Below are 16,981 nucleotides of genomic sequence, written 5' to 3' on the forward strand. Positions count from 1 at the left end.
CTACTCCGGACACACCGTCACGACTCGTTTCAGCGTTCCTTCTGCTGTCACCCGGACCGAGAGCTCCCTCTCCCGACAGCGGTTCGACTCCGTGAGCGACTCGCGGTACGAGACGGTTTCTCCGCCGAGACCGACGGTGATACTGTAGCTTCCCGGCTCTCGAAGGGGAATTGTCTTTCTGTCGTCGGCTTTCACTGTGTGCGTTTGTCGGTGAACTTCCTCTCAGTAGCGTTTGACGACGACGTCCAGTTCGTGCGCCGTCGAATTCCAGTTCAGGAGAACGATGCGTCCAACGTTCGTGTCCGTTTCGGATTCCGGTGTCGTGGTCGAGGTTTCGATTTTGGGTTCTCCAAGACTCTCGTCTCTGGTCGCATCCGTCCGACCGGCGCACCCGCTCAACCCGAATGCGAGTGCGGCGGCCGTGAGTCGACCCATACGACGACGTGTCAGTGGAGGGCTCATAGACTAATAGGACGACCGTGGGTGAGAGAATAAGCTTTCCGTGGTGCTTCTCGGCGTTTAGAGCGTTCTTCGTCTTTCTCACCCCCTCACTTCGCCGCCTTCACCTTCTCCAGCGCCTCCGGGTTCTCGATGCTGCTCATGTCGCCGAGCTCTTCGCCCTCGTACACCGAGGCGATGGCGCGGCGGAGTATCTTCCCGCTCTGGGTCTTCGGGAACTCGTCGACGAACAGCACCTCGCGCGGGCGGAACGGCTTTCCGAGTTCCTCGCCGACGACGCCGCGGAGTTCCGCGCGCAGGTCGTCGATTCCTTCGACGCCATCTTCGAGGACGACGTAGGCGATGACCGCCGTCCCTTTGGTGTCGTCGGAGACGCCGACGGCGGCGGCCTGATTCACCGCGTCGTGGTCGATGAGCGCACCCTCGACTTCGGCGGGGCCGACTTTCCGCCCGGCGACGTTGAGCACGTCGTCGGCGCGGCCGTGGAGGAACCAGAAGCCGTCCTCGTCCTTCTGGGCCCAGTCGCCGTGGTTCCACATGTCGTCGAAGCGCGACCAATACTCCTGGAGGTAGCGCTCGTCGCCGTCCCAGAGGCTCTTGGTCATCGACGGACAGGAGTCGCGCGCGACGAGGTAGCCGCGCTCGTGGGTGTCGGCAATGCTCTCGCCCGTCGCGTCGACGATGTCGACGTTCATCCCGAGACCCGGACCGCCGAGGGTGCAGGGTTTCAGCGGCTGTGTCGGCATCGGCATGAGGAAGCAGCCGCAGATCTCGGTGCCGCCGGAGATGTTGATGATGGGCGCCTCGCTGCCGACGTTCTCGTAGAACCACATCCACGACTCGGGGTCCCATGGTTCGCCAGTCGATCCGAGCAGGCGCAGCGAGGAGAGGTCGTAGCCGTCGAGCCAGTCGTCACCATATTTTCGAAGCGCGCGAATCGCGGTCGGCGAGATGCCGAACACCGAGAGCTCGTGGCGGTCGATCATCGACCAGAAGCGGTCGGGTTCGGGGTGGTCCGGCGCACCCTCGTACATGAAGACGGTGCCGCTGAAGGCGTGGTTTCCGATGAGCGTCCACGGGCCCATCATCCAGCCGATGTCCGAAACCCAGAAGAATCGGTCCGACGGCTTGTGGTCGAAGCCGAAGTAGATCTCCTTGGCGCACTGCATCAGCACGCCCGCGTGGGTGTGGACGATGCCTTTCGGCTTGCCCGTCGTCCCCGACGAATAGAGGAGCATCGACTCCTGCTCGCTCGGCAGTTCTTTCGTCTCGTACTCGTTGTCGGCGCTCTCCACCGTTTCGTGCCACCACTCGTCGCGCTCGTCGTCCCACGGAACCCCATCGAACGAGTCCGGCGAGCCCTCGCTCCCGAGACGCTCGTAGACGATGGTGTGCTCGACGTGTCCGGCCTGTTCGATGGCCTCGTCGGCGGCGTCCTTGAGCGTCACCTCGCTGCCGCGGCGGTAGAAGCCGTCGCCCGTAAAGAGCACCGAGCACTCGCTGTCTTCGATTCGTGTCGCCGTCGCGTCGACGCCGAACCCCGAGAAGATAGGAACTGCGATAGCGCCGACTTTGAAACAGCCGTAGAGAATCGAGATGACTTCGGGCACCATCGGCATGTAGAGTCCTACCGTGTCGCCTGTCTCGATGCCGCGTTCTTCGAGCACGTTGGCGACACGGTTCGCCTGTCGGTGAAGTTCGAGGTAGGTCACCTCGCGCACGTCGCCGGGTTCGCCTTCCCAGATGCAGGCGACTTTGTCCCGTGTCTCGGAGTCGACGGCGGCGTGTTTGTCGAGCGTGTTGTGCGCGACGTTGATGGTGCCGCCGGGGTACCATCGGGAGAACTGCGGACCGTCGGCGTCGTCGCGGACAGCGTCGTAGTCGCTGTAGAACTCGATGTCCAGATACTCGGGGAGGAGGTCCCAGAACCAGTCGACGCCCGAGGCACCTTCGCCGTCTCCCTCGCCGCACGTACGGGCGATAAGCTCCTCGTAGTCCTCTATTCCGTACTCCTGCATGAATGCGTGGACGTTGGTGGATTCGACGAATGCCTCGGTCGGTTCGTGAACCACCTCGTCGGTGTCGGGGAGCGTGTCCATCGTCCGCACCTTTTACTGCCGCCGTCAAGTAGCTTGCTCACCATCGTCTGTGAAGAACTGAGCGAGGCCGCTCTCTCGTCGGGCGCTGCGTCGGACAGTTCGAGAATCTCGCAGTCGGGACCTAGTTCCCTTCGAGCGCTCGAATCCCCGTATCAGCTATCGAATATGTAAAGTTGCAGTAGATTTTTGAACCTACTTTCGTTGCCGGTGGAGTCTCTATTCTCGCACATATACATGGATTCGAACCAATGTCACCAATCTGTTAAGTGTCTCGTCGTGGTACGTAGACACGGTGACGAAACATGTCTAACGACCCGACGAACTCCGACGACCCGACAGATCGTGAACGAAACGTCACGACGGACCGAGAGCACATTCGAACCTGGGCCGACGAACGCGAATACGTTCCTGTGTACGAGGAACGCGACGACGGAGCGATAAACTACCGATTCGTCCGAGAGAGTGAGATAGACGACACTCACGACCGACGCGAGTGGGACGAGTTCTTCGAGACGTTGGAGTCGCAGAACGTGGCGTTCGCGTACCCCGAAGAGGAGGTCGAGGGCGACGCCGAACCGTGGCAGTTCGTTACACGCTCCGACATCGCCGGGCGGGCCGCTCTCGACAACGAGGAGGTCGAAGAGGCGTTGATCGAGGGTGAGACGGTAACGACGGAGGTCACCGAGACGAAAGTCGTCGAGCGCGAAATCGTCGAACACGACACTATCGAGAGCAACGTCGTCGACACCGAGACTATCGGCGAGACGCTCGTCGACCGCGACCTCGTCAGTCGAGAACTCGTGGAGGCGTCGTTCCTCGACGAAGCGCGGGTCGAAGCGACCATCGAGGAGGTGTGGACGAACACCTACGAGATACTCCAACGGATGACTATCCACAGTCGTGTCGTCGACACGGAACTGGAGGAGACCGACACCGTCGAGAGCGACACGATGGAAGCGAGCGTCGACATCGGCGGCGTCGAACAGACGCTCGTCGAAAGCGACATCATCGGGACGGAAGCCGTCGGTAGCGAGATCGTCGAGGCGGGCGTCATCGAGAGCGAGGTGATCGAGGGCGACATCATCGAGAGCGAACTGTTCCAGCGGCTCGTCGTTCAAGAGGAGGTCGAAGAGCGAAAGCGCGGCATCTACACCCTCTCGGAGACGGAGCTCCTCGAAACGGACGTCTTCGACACCGAAATCATCGAGCGCGAGATCGTCGACCGAGAGTACGAAGGCATGGAAGCCGTCGAGAGAGAGACGGCCGCGGCGCGCACGACCACTCTCTCCGAGCGTCTGGACCAGCTCGAGATGGGCGGAGGGACCGCAGCGCCGACGGAGACGGAAGGCACGGCGGCCGCCGAGGAGAACCGCTCGGAAGCGGTCGAACAGGCCGACACGACCGAGACCGAGGAGACGGAACCGTTCACCAGCGAGGCGACCGAGTCGACCGAAGGTGCGCAGGCCGGGACCGACCAGAGTACCGCCGACGAGGAGGCCCCCGAGGCGCACCTCGACGAGAGCGACCAAGGGAAAGATATCGTCGACGAGAGCGGCCGAGAAGTCGGCATCGTTGCGAAAGTCGAAGGTGACGTCATCCACGTCGACCCGTCGCCGAGTCTCACCGACCGGTTGAAAGCGGAACTCAACTGGGGCGACGTCGACGACGACACCTACACCCTCTCGGGGTCGGACGTTCGAGAGGTCACCAGTTCGCGTGTCGTCGTCCGCGACATGTGAACTCGGACGCTGTCGTTCGCGGACGCTGAGTGCTGCGTAAATTCTTTTGCCCGCTCGGTGACTATCGGGTAACATGTACGTGCGGGACGCCAAGAACCGTGACGAGGTCTGGTTACTCGACCACATCGAGGCGATGGGACTCGACGACGCCGCGTTCCGCTCGCGCGACTACGTCGTCGCCGTCGACGAGTCGTCGAACACTCGCGCGGGGTTCGGACGCATCCGTATCCACAAACACGACGAGGGCGACTTCTGCGAACTCACAGGTATCGGCGTGCTGGAGGCGTGGCGCGGACAGGGCGTCGGCGCGCACGTCGTCGAACGACTCGTGAAGACCGCCGGCGACGAGGTGTTCGAGCAGGTGTACTGCTTCACAGACGAACCGGGGTATCTCGTGCAGTTCGGTTTCGAACCGGTTGAGTCGGAGAACCTCCGCCCAGCGGTTCGCGAGCGACTCGAAGCCAAGCGCGATAGCGTGATGCCCGACGCGGTGGCGCTCTCGCTGCCCGTCGAGGCGTTCGAGATGTCGACAGAGGCTCGAGAGGCGTTCAAGCGAGCCGCACCAGAGTTGGACCCGGAGTCGGCGGAACCAGAGGAGAGCGCCGAGGACTTCGGTATCGACCCGGACTCGGCGACGTACAAGTACGACACGGGGCGATGACGAGCGGACCGACTCCGCCTCTCAGGTCCGGTCGTCAAGGAAGTCGGTGCTGAAGACGATCCACGCCAGCACCGAACAGAAGAGGATGGGCGGGAGGATGGCGAACGCCCACAGCGGTTCGATGCCCCAAAACAGCAACAGCACCACGTCGAAGAGGCCCAGGGCGAGAAACGGTGCGACGGCGAGCGCGGCCCGTTTTCGGTTTCGCCCCTTCTCCTCCGTCAGCGGTGTGTTCTCCTCCGTTAGCGGCGTCGAGTCCGGCGAGTCGGAGTCGGAGTCGCTCGTCGTGGCGGCCATACCCGAACTCCGTGTCCGACCCCCAAAAGGCCCGCGCTCCGTTCGACGCGTCGACTACACTCGGTCTCGATTTTCTAGCCGCGAGACGAACTCGACGGCGGCGAACAGCGCGGAGAGCGCTACCGTCGCCAGAACGGCGCCGTAGAGGGCCATCGTCACCGGACTCACTGGAAGCGTCGCGACGCCGAGGAGGTCGATAGACGCACCCGCGCTGTTCTCGCCGACGAACAGGCCGATGAGTCCCGCGACGAGGACAACGATACCACCGACGCCGAGGAGGATGCGACGACCGCGGTCTGATTCGTTCACGGTCGAACTCGGAGGCGTCGGTTATAGACTCTTTCTCACCAGGGTCGAAGGAGTCGCGTCGAGGAGGCGACGGAGCGGTACCCCGTCGCCGACGGAACGACCGACCGCCCTGAGACCCGTTCCGGCACCGAAACCGCTGGCGGAGCGATTATGTCGGTCGCGTGCGTCCTCGAAGGTCCATGGCTGACGAACTCGTCGAGAAGGCCCGCGAGGTGCTCTCGAACGCCCACGTCCCGTACTCGGAGTACCGCGTCGGGGCCGCGCTGCGAACGGTCGACGGCACGGTGTTCGTCGGGTGCAACATCGAGAACGCGAACTACAGCAACAGTCTCCACGCCGAGGAGGTAGCCGTCGCCGAGGCGGTGAAGAATGGCTACCGAGAGTTCGACCGCATCGCCGTCACCTCGGGTGTCCGCGACGGCGTCACGCCCTGCGGCATGTGTCGGCAGACGCTCTCGGAGTTCTGCGACGAGCCGTTCGTCGTCGTCTGCGACGAGGGCGGCGAGCGGACGAGCGAGTACACGCTCGGCGAACTGCTGCCGAACACCATCTCCGAAGGGACGCTCTCTGACGCCGAGCGCTCGGCCGACCGCTGACCCGACCGGTTTTCTTTTTCACCCCTGTATACTGCATCAATCGAATGATTTATACTGTGAACGGGTAACAGGCGACACGCCCGCGGAACGATACCATACTATCGTCTGTCATCCCACCAGCGCGTGTCGCCGACGCCGTCCACGGACGTCGGTGAGCCGTCGCGGGCGTTTTCATTCGCCGAGTGAGTACGTCGCCGACCGTCGCCACCTACCGACGACCGTCGCCGACCGTCGCCGACTAACGACGACTAACGACGACTGGCTCGGTCTCGCCGGAACACTGGCTATCCTCGGATTATTTGTTACGTCGTCACCCAGAGCGGGTATGACCGACACTGACGCCAGCGAGGACCCGAACGACGAGGTGCAGTACCACATTGAAGTCGGCGAGGGCGACGTCGCCGACGCCGTGTTGCTCCCCGGGAACCCCGAGCGCGTGGACAAGATCACCGCGCTGTGGGACGAGTACGAGGAAGTCGCCCATCACCGCGAGTACCGGACGGCGACGGGTACGTACGACGGCACGCCCATCTCGGTCACGTCGACGGGTATCGGCAGTCCGTCCGCGGCCATCGCCGTCGAGGAACTCGCCCGCGTCGGCGTCGACACGTACGTCCGCGTCGGCTCCTGCGGCGCGATTCAGCCGGAGATGGACGTCGGCGACCTCGTCATCACCTCCGGCGCGGTGCGGCAGGAGGGAACCAGCGCCGAGTACGTCCGCGAGGACTACCCGGCGGTCGCCGATCACGAGGTCGTCTCCGCGCTCGTCGCCGCCGCCGAGCGCCTCGGCTACGACTACCACGTCGGACTGACGATGAGCGCCGACAGCTTCTACGCCGGGCAGGGGCGCCCGGGTCTCGACGGTTTCCGCGCTGCGGGCAGCGAATCGCTCGTCGAGGAACTGCGGGCGGCGAACGTGAAGAACATCGAGATGGAGGCGAGCGCGTTGTTGACCATCGCGAACGTCTACGGTCTCCGCGCGGGCGCAGTCTGTTCGGTCTACGCGAACCGCATCACCGGCGAGTTCCGGACCGAAGGCGAGTCGCGAGCGGCGGAGACGGCCAGTCTCGCCGTCTCGCTCCTCGCGCGCATGGATGAGGTGAAACGAGAGGCTGGCGTCGAGACGTGGCACGCCGGTCTCTCGCTGTGAGTCGGTGACTGTCTGAGCCGGTGACTGCCTGAGTCGGTGACGGTCAACCGCCGTCACAGAACCGTGACGCAGTCCAAAATCGTGCGTTCTCGGTCGCGACGGGGCCGTTCTCGTTCCAAAGCCCCTTTATCTCATGGCTTCGCACCTACACGCATGACTCAGAAGGTCGTCGTTCTCGGCGCCGGGTACGCCGGTGCCGGCGCGGTGAAAGCGTTCGAAGACGAGATCGAAGACGACGAAGCAGAACTCACGTGGATTTCGGATCGAGACTACCACCTCGTTCTCCACGAGGTCCACCGGGTCATCCGCGACCCGAGCGTCGAATCGAAAGTCGCCGTCCCCGTCGACGACATCAAATCGCCGGAGACGGAGTTTGTGAAGGGCCGCGTTGAGAACGTCGACGTCGAAGAGCGCGTCGTCGAACTCGCTGACGACGAAACCGTCGAGTACGACTACCTGCTCGTGGCGCTCGGCAGCGCCACCGCCTTCTACGGCATCGAAGGACTCGAGGAGTTCTCGCTCACGCTCAAGAGCCTCGACGACGCCCGCGAGATTCACGAGCAAATCAAAGCCGCCTCCGAGGAAGCGTCGCGCAGCGAACCCGCCCAGGTCATCGTCGGCGGCGCGGGGCTCTCGGGCATTCAGGCCGCTGGCGAAATCGCGGAGTTCCGCGACAAACACCGCGCGCCCATCGACATCAAACTCGTCGAAGGGCTGGACGAGGTGCTCCCCGGTAACGACCCCGAGCTGCAGGGTGCGCTCCGCAAGCGCCTCGAACTCCAGGATATCGAGATCATGACTGGCGAGTTCATCTCGAAAGTCGACGACGAGGCCATCTACGTCGGCGACGAGACGGAGCTTGACTACGACGTGTTCATATGGACCGGCGGCATCACCGGCCAGAAGGAAGTCGCAGAGGCGAAAATCGACAAGGACGAGCGCTCGAACCGCATCTTCGCGGGCTCGGACTTCGCGACGAGCGACGAGCGCGTCTTCGCCATCGGCGACTCGGCGCTCGTCGACCAGGGTAACGACAACGTCGCGCCGCCCACCGCGCAGGCGGCGTGGCAGGCGGCGGAAGTCGCGGGCGAGAACCTCGCCCGATCCGTCCGCGGTCAGCCGTTGAAGACGTGGACGCACAAGGACAAAGGGACGCTCGTCTCCGTCGGCGACATGGCCGTCGCCCACGACGTGATGGGCGTGCCCGTCCAGACGTTCGGCGGTACCGGCGCGAAAATCCTCAAGAAAGCGGTCGCGACGCGCTGGATCGCCGATATCTCGTCGGCCAAGCGCGCCGTCACCGCCTGGGACGACATGTAGGAGCCGGACGCCTCGCGCGGCGTCGTCTCCGTCTCTGGGCTTCCTCCTCTTTCCGTCGCTGTTTTTCCCTTCCGTCGCCCCGCAGAGCGGTTGCGCCGGACATCCCTTCGGCTCGACGTGCCGGAGAGACAGAGAAAACGAAGAACCGCGAGAGCGTGGCTTTTTCCCGAATCAGTTTAGTGTTCCGGCTCCTCCGCCGGCGCGGTCATGTCGTCGATGCGGAGGATGAGGATGTTGCTCGTGTCGTCCTTTCCGTCGACGGTTCCCTCGACGACGAGTTTCGATAGCGGCGTCGGCCCGACGACGACGCTGTCGCCCTCGTGGAAGTTGCGAACCGACCCCTGCAGGTGAATCTCCGCGCGGCAGAGTTCGGGGTGGTGGACGCTCGAGAGGTCTATCTCCTCGACGTTGGCGTTCTCGACGCGTTCGCCCTCGTGGAACAGCGGCACCGTCGCCGGTTCGTCCATCTCCTGTACGTCGAGTGCCTCGTAGGCGTTCGCCGTCGGCTTGTAGCCGCCCTTCGGTCCCGGAACGCCTTCGACCAACTGCAGCGCCTTCAGGCTCTGCATCTGGTTACGAATCGTGCCGGGGTTGCGGTTTACTTCCGCGGCGATATCTTCGCCCTTCACTGCGTCCTCGGCCTGACGGTAGAGATTTATTAGCGCCGTGAGTATCTGTTTCTGACTCGGGGTGAGTTCGATAGACGACATAAACGAACGTTCGCAATTGATGTTCTTAAATTCGACGGATAGGGGGCTTTTCAATGAATATTCTGCCGAAGCTCTCGGCTGAGTAACTGTCCCTTCGGAGAATGTCCGTTCGATGACGTACGGCCGCCCGTTTCTGTCTCGAACTTTTCAGCTCGCTTGAGGGTAACCGGTAGGCCTTTACCGGCGCCTCTGGGGCGTATAGGTATGCAGAACGAGCGAGTTCTCGTCACCGGCGGGGCCGGATTTATTGGATCGAACCTCGCGAACCACCTCGCCGTCGACAACGACGTGGTGGCCGTCGACGACCTCTATCTCGGGACGCCGGAGAACCTCTCCGACGACGTTGAGTTCGTCGAGGCGAGCGTTCTCGACGACGATCTCCCCACGGACGTCGACGTCGTGTTCCACCTCGCGGCGCTCTCCTCGTACGCGATGCACGAGGAGAACCCGCGCCACGGCGCGCGCGTCAATGTCGAGGGGTTCGTCAACACTGTCGACCAGGCCCGACAGGACGGCTGTAACACCGTCGTCTACGCGTCTACCTCCTCCATCTACGGCAGTCGAACCGAACCCTCGCCCGAGAGCATGAGCGTCGAGGCGCGAACCGGCTACGAGGCCTCGAAACTCGCGCGCGAACGGTACGCGGAGTACTTCCATAACCACTACGAGATGTCGACGGCGGGGATGCGCTTCTTCTCGGTGTACCAGGGCTTCGGCGGCGCGGAGGAACACAAAGGCCAGTACGCCAACACGGTCGCGCAGTTCGCGCACAAGATCGCCAACGGCGAGCGGCCCGAACTGTTCGGCGACGGCTCGCAGACCCGCGATTTTACCCACGTCGACGACATCGTCCGGGGGCTCGAACTCGCCGCCGACCACGAACTACAGGGCGTCTACAACCTCGGCACCGGCGAGAGCTACGACTTCAACGAGATGGTGTCGATGATAAACGATGTGCTCGGTACCGACGTCGAACCGAAGTACGTCGAGAACCCGCTGGACGTGTACGTCCACGACACGATGGCCGACGCCTCGAAGATGCGAGAGGAGACCGGCTGGGAACCGACAATCGGCTTCGAGGAGGGCGTCCGACGCGTTTGCGCGCCCTACCTCGACGAGTGAGCGCGGGTCACTGAAGCGGGCGGCGGCGACGAAGGAGTCGGCACCGAGGCGAGAGCGGACGACGACCGTCCGTCGACCCGTTTCTGTCCAGCCACCGAGTGTCCGACGCGCTGGCCCTCGCGGAACTCCACGGCGACTGCGACGTCGTATCCGGTCTCCTGCCGAATTCGCTCGCGAATCGTCGACGCGAGATCCGGATACGATTCGTCGGCCGGTCGCATCACGACGACGGTGATTTCGGGCGTCTGCCCGAAGTAGCGCACCATTCCGACCTCCGCCCGCATCGACGTGAGTTCGAGTTCGCCGTACTGCTCCTGTTCGAGCACGTCTTCGACGGCCGTGTTCACGTCGTTGTCGAACGCGATCTGGCCGACGAGGAGGCCGCCCGCCCCGACGAAGATGCCCGCGAGGACGAGCAGGGCGACGGCGGCGGCGGCGTACTGGGCGTGGCCGTCCGTCTCGGCGGCGGCGACGGACTCGCCGCCGTTGGTCTCGCGGGTGTTCTCGGTCCACGAGTCGGGTCGGTAGCCGAGATACCAGAGCACGAGAAACGCCGAGACGTTGACCGCCACCGCGTTGGCGACGAGCAGCACGCTCGCGCCGAGGTAGACGCCTGGAAGCCCCCACGCCAACCCGATTCCGATGGCCGCCGCCGCGGGGATGAGCGCCGCGGCGATCATCACGCCGACGAGCGAGACGGGCAGCGCCGTCGCGAGACCAAACGCTCCGGCGGCTCCGGCGCAGAGGCCGACGAGCAACGAGAGCAACCCCGGCGAAATTCGTTTGCTTATCTGGCTGACCGTCGACACGTCGAGGACGGAGGTGACTATCTGTCCCGACTGGAGGAGGAGTCCGAGCGCGAACGCGCCGAGAATCGCCGCGCCGAACCCGAACAGTTGCTGCGCGAAGCCGATACGGATCATGCGTCGGTCGTTCAGCGAGATGCCGACGCCCGCGATGAGCGCGGAGCCGACCTGCGGGGCGATGACCATCGCGCCGACGACGACGGCGGGCGAGTCCATCAGCAGTCCCGCCGCCGCGACGATGGCGCTGAACATCGTCATCGAGTAGTACGTCAGCTTGCTCCGGTGCATGTCCAGCGCCTTCGCACGAATCTCCTCGCGCGCCACCGCGTCGTCCTCCTCGACGCCGGCGACGAACCGCTCTTCGAGTTCGTGGTAGTTGCGGGTCTTCGCTGTCTCGGCGCTGGCGATGACAGTGTACTTCTTGTCGTCGACGCCCGCGTCGCGGAGTTCGTCGATGACGTATCCGACCGCCTGCGTCGGCAGCGGGAACTCGACGAGAACGTCGTTTTCGTGCTCCGTCGCATCCTTCGTGACAACGAAGTCGATGTTCTCGGTCTCCAGAACGTCGACGACGCTCTGTTTGGTGTCCTCGCTCACGAGGAGCTTGATGAGCCGCATCTACCACATCGATACGCGTATTCGCCTTGAGCGTGGCGGACTGTCGCATTCGGCGAAACGTTCTGGTCGCCTCCTCGTCACGTCGACGACCGGGAACCGGAATCACTACCCGCTCGGTCACGAACGTTCGGGTATGACCCGAACGGTCCGAATCATCGGAGCACCGACCGACTACGGGGCGAATCGACGCGGCGTCGACATGGGTCCGTCGGCGATTCGCTACGCCGGACTCGCCGAGCAACTGGAGAATGCGGGCGTCGTCCCCGAGGACGCGGGCGACCTGCCGGTTCCGCGCGCCGAAGAGCGCGACCCGGAAGTCAACCAACCGACGAAGGGCCACGCGAAGTTCCTCCGCGAGACCGAGGAAGTTTCGGTACGTCTCGCCGACGACGTCGCCGCCGCGCTCGAAGACGACGTGACGCCGCTGGTGCTCGGCGGCGACCACTCCGTCGCCATCGGGTCGCTCGTCGGCTCCGCGCGTGATGCCGACATCGGGGCCATCTGGTTCGACGCCCACGGCGACCTCAACACGCCGACGACGACGCCCAGCGGTAACGTCCACGGGATGCCGCTGGCGGCTGGTCTCGGCGTCGCCGACTTCGGGGGCGTCGAGTGGGCCAACGCCGACGGTCTCCGTCCCGAGAACGTTGCGCTCGTCGGTCTCCGGAGCCTCGACGACGCCGAGCGCGAACTCATCCGCAACACCGACCTCACTGCCTTTACCATGTCCGACATCGACGAACGCGGCATCACAGATGTCGTCGACGACGCGCTCGACGTGGTCACCGAGGGCACCGACGGCGTCCACGTGAGCCTCGATATGGACTGGCTCGATCCCAAGGAAGCCCCCGGCGTCGGGACGCCCGTCCGCGGCGGCGTCAGCTACCGCGAGGCGCACTCGGCGCTGGAGACGGTCGCCCAGTCAGAGGCGTTGCGGTCGCTCGAAGTCGTCGAGGTGAACCCGATTCTCGACGAACACAACGAGACGGCGGCGCTGGCGACGGAACTGGCTGCGAGCGCGCTGGGCAAGACGATTCTCTGACGCCCGGCCCCCGAAGCACCCTTCGGAATCGGCCGTTCGGCCTCCCCGGTGCCGTCGAACTCGCGTTCGCCACCGACGCACCCTGAATACACAGACACCCCGTTTTTCAGTCGTCCGTCGGTACCTACCACGTGCGACACGTCCACATCTTCGTCCCCGCCGAGGAGCGCCCGGCGGTCGAAGAGACGCTCTCGGAGTTAGAGGTCGACTACGCCGTCACGAGCGACGGCAGCGGTACAGAGGCGAAGGTGCTCTTCCAGTTCCCCGTTCCGGCCGACGGCGTTCGGGAGGTGCTCGAAGATCTCCACGACGCCGGAGTGAACCAGGAGTCCTACACCGTCGTCGGAAGCACGGAGGCGGTGTTGACCCCGAACGTCGACCGACTGCAGAAGCGCTACGCGCAGGATTTCACTCCCCTCGCAGGCTTCGAACTCCAGTCGAAAGCGCAGTCGCTGAGTCGAGACGACTACTCCTACGTCTGGATGCTCTTTCTCAGCGCTATCATCGCCACGGCGGGGTTGCTCATCGACTCGCCCGCCATCGTCGTCGGGTCGATGGTCATCGCGCCCATCATGGGCCCGATACTCACCGCGACGGTCGGCGCGACGACGAACAACTGGGAGATGGCCGTCGCCGGCGTCCGCCAGCAGGTGCTCGGCCTCGCCGTCGCTATCGTCGGCGCGACCGTCACCGCCTTCGCGATGAAGGAACTCTCGATCGTCACGTCGACGCTCGCCCCCGCGAGCATCGAACTCGTCAGTCTCCGCCTCGCGCCCAGTTCCGTCGCCATCCTCGTTGGCATCGCCGCTGGGGCCGCGGCGACGTTCGGCGTCACGACGAAGGGGCCGCTGTCGCTCATCGGCGTGATGGTCGCAGCGGCGCTCATCCCCGCGGCGGGTGTCGTCGGTATCGGCATCGCGTGGGGCACACCGTTGGTCGCGCTCGGAACCGTGCTCCTCTTGGTGGCGACGGTGCTCGCCATCGACGTCTCGATGGTGGCCACGCTGTCGTTTCTGGGCTACCACTCCAGCGTCGAGAGCTTCCGCAATTACTTGCAAAACGATTCGGTCAACGTGCCCGCCGTCGCGCTCGTGGCGCTGGTCCTGCTCGCGGGGGTCGGCGTCGTCACCGTTGGGACGGCACAGCAGATGAACTACCAGCAGACGGTGAATCAGCAGGTCGAGGAGGTGCTCGGACAGGAGCAGTACAGTAACCTCCAAGCGACGAGCGTCAGCGTGCAGTACGCATATCCGGTCGGGTTTGCCGACCGCGAAACGGTGACGGTATCCGTCGTCCGGCTGACCGATCGACCGTACTCGTCGCTCCCGGGTGAGATACAGCAACAGATACGAGCGGCGACGGAACAGAACCCCGTCGTCCGCGTCCGGTTCGTCGACTACTCGCAGACGAACTACTCGACGTCTGTCTCGCCGTTGTCGTCGTCGGTCTCGTCGGCTTCGACCTCGTCGCCTCCGTCCGTCTCTGGGGTGACGGTTTCCAGTTCGTCCTCCGCGTCGTCGTCGTCGGTCTCGTCGGCTTCGACCTCGTCGCCTCCGTCCGTCTCTGGGGTGACGGTTTCCAGTTCGTCCTCCGCGTCGTCGCCGACGCTCGCGGCCGGAATCACGTCGACGGCGGCGACGTAGTCGCCCTCGACTAAGTCCATCACGATGACGCCCATCGTGTTGCGGCCGTACTTCGAGATGTCGTCGACACGGGTGCGCATTATCTGACCGTCCTCGCTCATCACCAGCAGGTGGTCGCCGGAGGCGACGGCGTCGATGGCGCAGACCGTCCCGTTGCGCTCGTTCGTCTTGATGTCGATGAGACCCTTTCCGTTTCGGGACTGCTTGCGGTAATCTTCGAGGTCGCTGCGCTTGCCGTAGCCGTTCTGCGTCACCGTGAGCAGCCAGTCGTGCTGGCTCGGATCGACGGCGGCGACGCCCGCGACCACGTCGCCGTCGGTGAGGCGGATGCCGCGGACGCCGCGGGCGCTGCGGCCCATCGCGCGGACTTCGTCCTCGTCGAAGCGGATGCTCATGCCGCCTTCGGTGGCGACGACGAGGTCGCGCTCACCGTCTGTCACCTCCACGTCGACGAGTTCGTCGCCGTCTTCGAGGCGAATCGCGCGGATACCCGTCGAGAGGATGTTCGCGAACTCGTCGACGGCGGTCCGCTTGGCGTAGCCGTCGCGGGTGACCATCGTGAGGAACTCGTCGTCGTCCATCTCGTCGGTGTTGACGACGGCCGTAATCTCCTCGTCGGCGTCGAGGTCTAGCAGGTTCACCGCGGACTTTCCGCGGGCGGTCCGGCCCATCTCCGGTATCTGGTAGGTTTTGAGCTGGTACACTTGCCCGTGGGTGGTGAAGACGAGCAGGTAGTCGTGGGTGTTCGCGAAGAACACCGACGACACCCGGTCGCCCTCCTTGAGGTCGGTGCCGATGATCCCCTTCCCGCCGCGGCCCTGCGCGCGGAAGTCGGCGGCGGGCATCCGCTTGATGTAGTCATCCTCGGTGACGACGACGACCATGTCATCCTGCGGAATGAGGTCCTCGCGGGTGACGGTTCCGGTGTCCTCGATGAAACTTGTCCGGCGCTCGTCGCCGTACTCATCCTTTATCTCGCGGAGTTCGTCTTTGATGACGCCGAGCAGTTCGGACTCGTTCTCGAGAATCTCGTTGAGACGCTCGATGGTCGCCTGCACGTCCTCGTACTCCTCTTCGATGGCCTCGGCCTCCATCGAGGTCAGCGACCCGAGCTGCATCGAGACGATGTGGTCGACCTGCGCCTCCGAGAAGTCGTACGCCTCTATCAGCGCCTCCTTCGCGTCGTCGCGGTTCTCGGAGTCGCGGATGAGGTCGACGACCTCCTCGACGTGTTCGAGCGCGGTCAGACGGCCTTCGAGGATGTGCGCTCGGTCTTCGGCCTCCTCGAGGTCGTACTCGCTGCGGCGGCGCACGACCTCGCGGCGGTGTCGGACGTACTCTTCGAGCGTCTCCTTGAGGGTGAGCACACGCGGTTCGCCGTCGACGAGCGCGAGGTTGATGACGCCGAACGTCGATTCGAGGTGGTGTTCGAGCAGTTGGTTCTTGACGACCTCGGGCATGGCGTCGCGCTTCAGTTCGACGACGATGCGGATCCCGTCGCGGTCGGACTCGTCGCGCAGGTCGCGGACGCCCTCTATCTTCCCCTCGTTGACGTTGTTGGCGATGCGCTCGACGAGTCGCGCCTTGTTCTGCTGGAACGGTAGCTCCGTGATGACGATGCGCTCGTCGTCTTCAACCTCGAACTCGGCGCGGACGCGGATACGTCCCCGCCCCGTCTTGTACGCTTGATGGACGGCGTTTCGGCCGACGATGCTCGCGCCCGTCGGGAAGTCCGGTCCCTTCACGTACTCCATCAGGTCCTCGACGGTGCAGTCGGGGTTGTCGATGAGATGGACCGTCGCGTCGATGACCTCCGCAAGGTTGTGCGGCGGGACGTTGGTGGACATCCCGACGGCGATGCCGGAGGAGCCGTTCACCAGCAAGTTCGGGAACGCCGCCGGAAGCACGTCGGGTTCCTGCAGGCGGTCGTCGTAGTTCGCGCGGTAGTCGACGGTGTCCTTCTCGATGTCCGCGAGCAGTTCCTCGGCGATGGCGGACATGCGGGCCTCCGTGTACCGCATCGCCGCCGGCGGGTCGCCGTCGACGGAGCCGAAGTTCCCCTGACCGTCGACCAGCGGGTAGCGCATGGAGAAGTCCTGCGCCATGCGGGCGAGCGCGTCGTAGATGGCGGAGTCGCCGTGCGGGTGGTAATCACCCATCGTTTCGCCGACGATGGAGGAACTCTTTCGGTGCGAGGAGCGCGAGGTGACGCCCGCCTCGTGCATCGCGTAGAGGATGCGACGGTGGACGGGTTTGAGTCCGTCGCGGACGTCCGGGAGGGCACGTCCGGCGATAACGGACATCGCGTAGTCGATGTACGACTGTTCCATCTCGTCTTCGATGCGTGCGGTCTGGACGCGCGCGGCCTCCGCGTTCACGTCCGGGTCCGGGAGTTCTGAACTCATATATT

15 protein-coding genes and 1 pseudogene are annotated in these 16,981 nt (G+C 64.4%); 8 read left to right on the plus strand and 8 right to left on the minus strand.

The window, feature by feature from the left end; all coding sequences use genetic code 11:
• The 3 genes from LAQ58_RS06395 to LAQ58_RS06405 all read right to left on the minus strand — a co-directional run bounded on the left by LAQ58_RS06395 (position 1) and on the right by LAQ58_RS06405 (position 2,558).
• Positions 1-195: a hypothetical protein gene (locus LAQ58_RS06395; protein ID WP_224449768.1), complete on the minus strand. Its 195-nt coding sequence runs from the start codon at positions 193-195 to the stop codon at positions 1-3.
• A 27-nt stretch (positions 196-222) separates the two neighbouring features.
• A complete protein-coding gene (locus tag LAQ58_RS06400; protein ID WP_224449769.1) occupies positions 223-435 on the minus strand; it encodes a hypothetical protein in 213 nt (70 codons plus the stop codon).
• Positions 436-548: 113 nt separating this feature from the next.
• Positions 549-2,558, minus strand: a complete 2,010-nt coding sequence (locus LAQ58_RS06405) for an AMP-binding protein (protein ID WP_224449770.1) — start codon at positions 2,556-2,558, stop codon at positions 549-551.
• A gap of 302 nt (positions 2,559-2,860) precedes the next feature.
• Here LAQ58_RS06405 and LAQ58_RS06410 point away from each other — a divergent pair, with 302 nt between their 5' ends.
• Both LAQ58_RS06410 and LAQ58_RS06415 read left to right on the plus strand, forming a co-directional pair.
• A complete protein-coding gene (locus tag LAQ58_RS06410) occupies positions 2,861-4,297 on the plus strand; it encodes a hypothetical protein (RefSeq protein ID WP_224449771.1) in 1,437 nt (478 codons plus the stop codon).
• Between the two features lie 73 nt (positions 4,298-4,370).
• Complete coding sequence (locus LAQ58_RS06415) at positions 4,371-4,958, plus strand: GNAT family N-acetyltransferase (protein WP_224449772.1); 588 nt, start codon at positions 4,371-4,373, stop codon at positions 4,956-4,958.
• A gap of 21 nt (positions 4,959-4,979) precedes the next feature.
• Here LAQ58_RS06415 and LAQ58_RS06420 read toward each other — a convergent pair whose 3' ends face one another.
• Positions 4,980-5,255 (minus strand): DUF8142 family protein, encoded by a 276-nt coding sequence (locus tag LAQ58_RS06420; protein WP_224449773.1) that lies wholly within the window; start codon positions 5,253-5,255, stop codon positions 4,980-4,982.
• A gap of 54 nt (positions 5,256-5,309) precedes the next feature.
• Positions 5,310-5,564 (minus strand): DUF7520 family protein, encoded by a 255-nt coding sequence (locus LAQ58_RS06425; protein ID WP_224449774.1) that lies wholly within the window; start codon positions 5,562-5,564, stop codon positions 5,310-5,312.
• A 179-nt stretch (positions 5,565-5,743) separates the two neighbouring features.
• On the opposite strand from LAQ58_RS06425, the gene cdd reads away from it, so the two are divergent.
• From cdd to LAQ58_RS06440, 3 genes are all read left to right on the plus strand, one after another.
• Entirely contained in the window at positions 5,744-6,160 is a 417-nt protein-coding gene (cdd, locus tag LAQ58_RS06430) for a cytidine deaminase (protein ID WP_224449775.1), read from the plus strand.
• A 325-nt stretch (positions 6,161-6,485) separates the two neighbouring features.
• Positions 6,486-7,310 (plus strand): nucleoside phosphorylase, encoded by an 825-nt coding sequence (locus tag LAQ58_RS06435; RefSeq protein ID WP_224449776.1) that lies wholly within the window; start codon positions 6,486-6,488, stop codon positions 7,308-7,310.
• 153 nt (positions 7,311-7,463) lie between these two features.
• Positions 7,464-8,630 (plus strand): NAD(P)/FAD-dependent oxidoreductase, encoded by a 1,167-nt coding sequence (locus tag LAQ58_RS06440; RefSeq protein WP_224449777.1) that lies wholly within the window; start codon positions 7,464-7,466, stop codon positions 8,628-8,630.
• Between the two features lie 176 nt (positions 8,631-8,806).
• On the opposite strand, the gene LAQ58_RS06445 is transcribed toward LAQ58_RS06440, so the two are convergent.
• Complete coding sequence (locus LAQ58_RS06445) at positions 8,807-9,340, minus strand: Rrf2 family transcriptional regulator (RefSeq protein ID WP_224449778.1); 534 nt, start codon at positions 9,338-9,340, stop codon at positions 8,807-8,809.
• 204 nt (positions 9,341-9,544) lie between these two features.
• Here LAQ58_RS06445 and LAQ58_RS06450 point away from each other — a divergent pair, with 204 nt between their 5' ends.
• Positions 9,545-10,462 (plus strand): NAD-dependent epimerase/dehydratase family protein, encoded by a 918-nt coding sequence (locus LAQ58_RS06450; RefSeq protein ID WP_224449779.1) that lies wholly within the window; start codon positions 9,545-9,547, stop codon positions 10,460-10,462.
• Here LAQ58_RS06450 and LAQ58_RS06455 read toward each other — a convergent pair.
• The gene (locus LAQ58_RS06455; protein ID WP_224449780.1) at positions 10,447-11,886 is read right to left on the minus strand and encodes a DUF389 domain-containing protein; all 1,440 of its coding nucleotides are present in this window, start codon (positions 11,884-11,886) and stop codon (positions 10,447-10,449) included. The two genes, LAQ58_RS06450 and LAQ58_RS06455, sit on opposite strands and share 16 nt — an antisense overlap.
• 133 nt (positions 11,887-12,019) lie before the next feature.
• Here LAQ58_RS06455 and rocF point away from each other — a divergent pair, with 133 nt between their 5' ends.
• Positions 12,020-12,928 carry an arginase gene (gene rocF, locus LAQ58_RS06460; RefSeq protein WP_224449781.1) on the plus strand — a complete coding sequence of 303 codons (909 nt, stop codon included), beginning with the start codon at positions 12,020-12,022 and terminating at the stop codon, positions 12,926-12,928.
• A gap of 554 nt (positions 12,929-13,482) precedes the next feature.
• Positions 13,483-13,899 (plus strand): annotated as a pseudogene (locus LAQ58_RS06465) (DUF389 domain-containing protein); the annotation flags it as partial.
• Between the two features lie 440 nt (positions 13,900-14,339).
• Here LAQ58_RS06465 and gyrA read toward each other — a convergent pair.
• Entirely contained in the window at positions 14,340-16,976 is a 2,637-nt protein-coding gene (gene gyrA, locus LAQ58_RS06470) for a DNA gyrase subunit A (protein ID WP_224449782.1), read from the minus strand.
• Positions 16,977-16,981: the final 5 nt, after the last annotated feature.

Source organism: Haloprofundus salilacus, assembly GCF_020150815.1.
Lineage (GTDB): Archaea > Halobacteriota > Halobacteria > Halobacteriales > Haloferacaceae > Haloprofundus > Haloprofundus salilacus.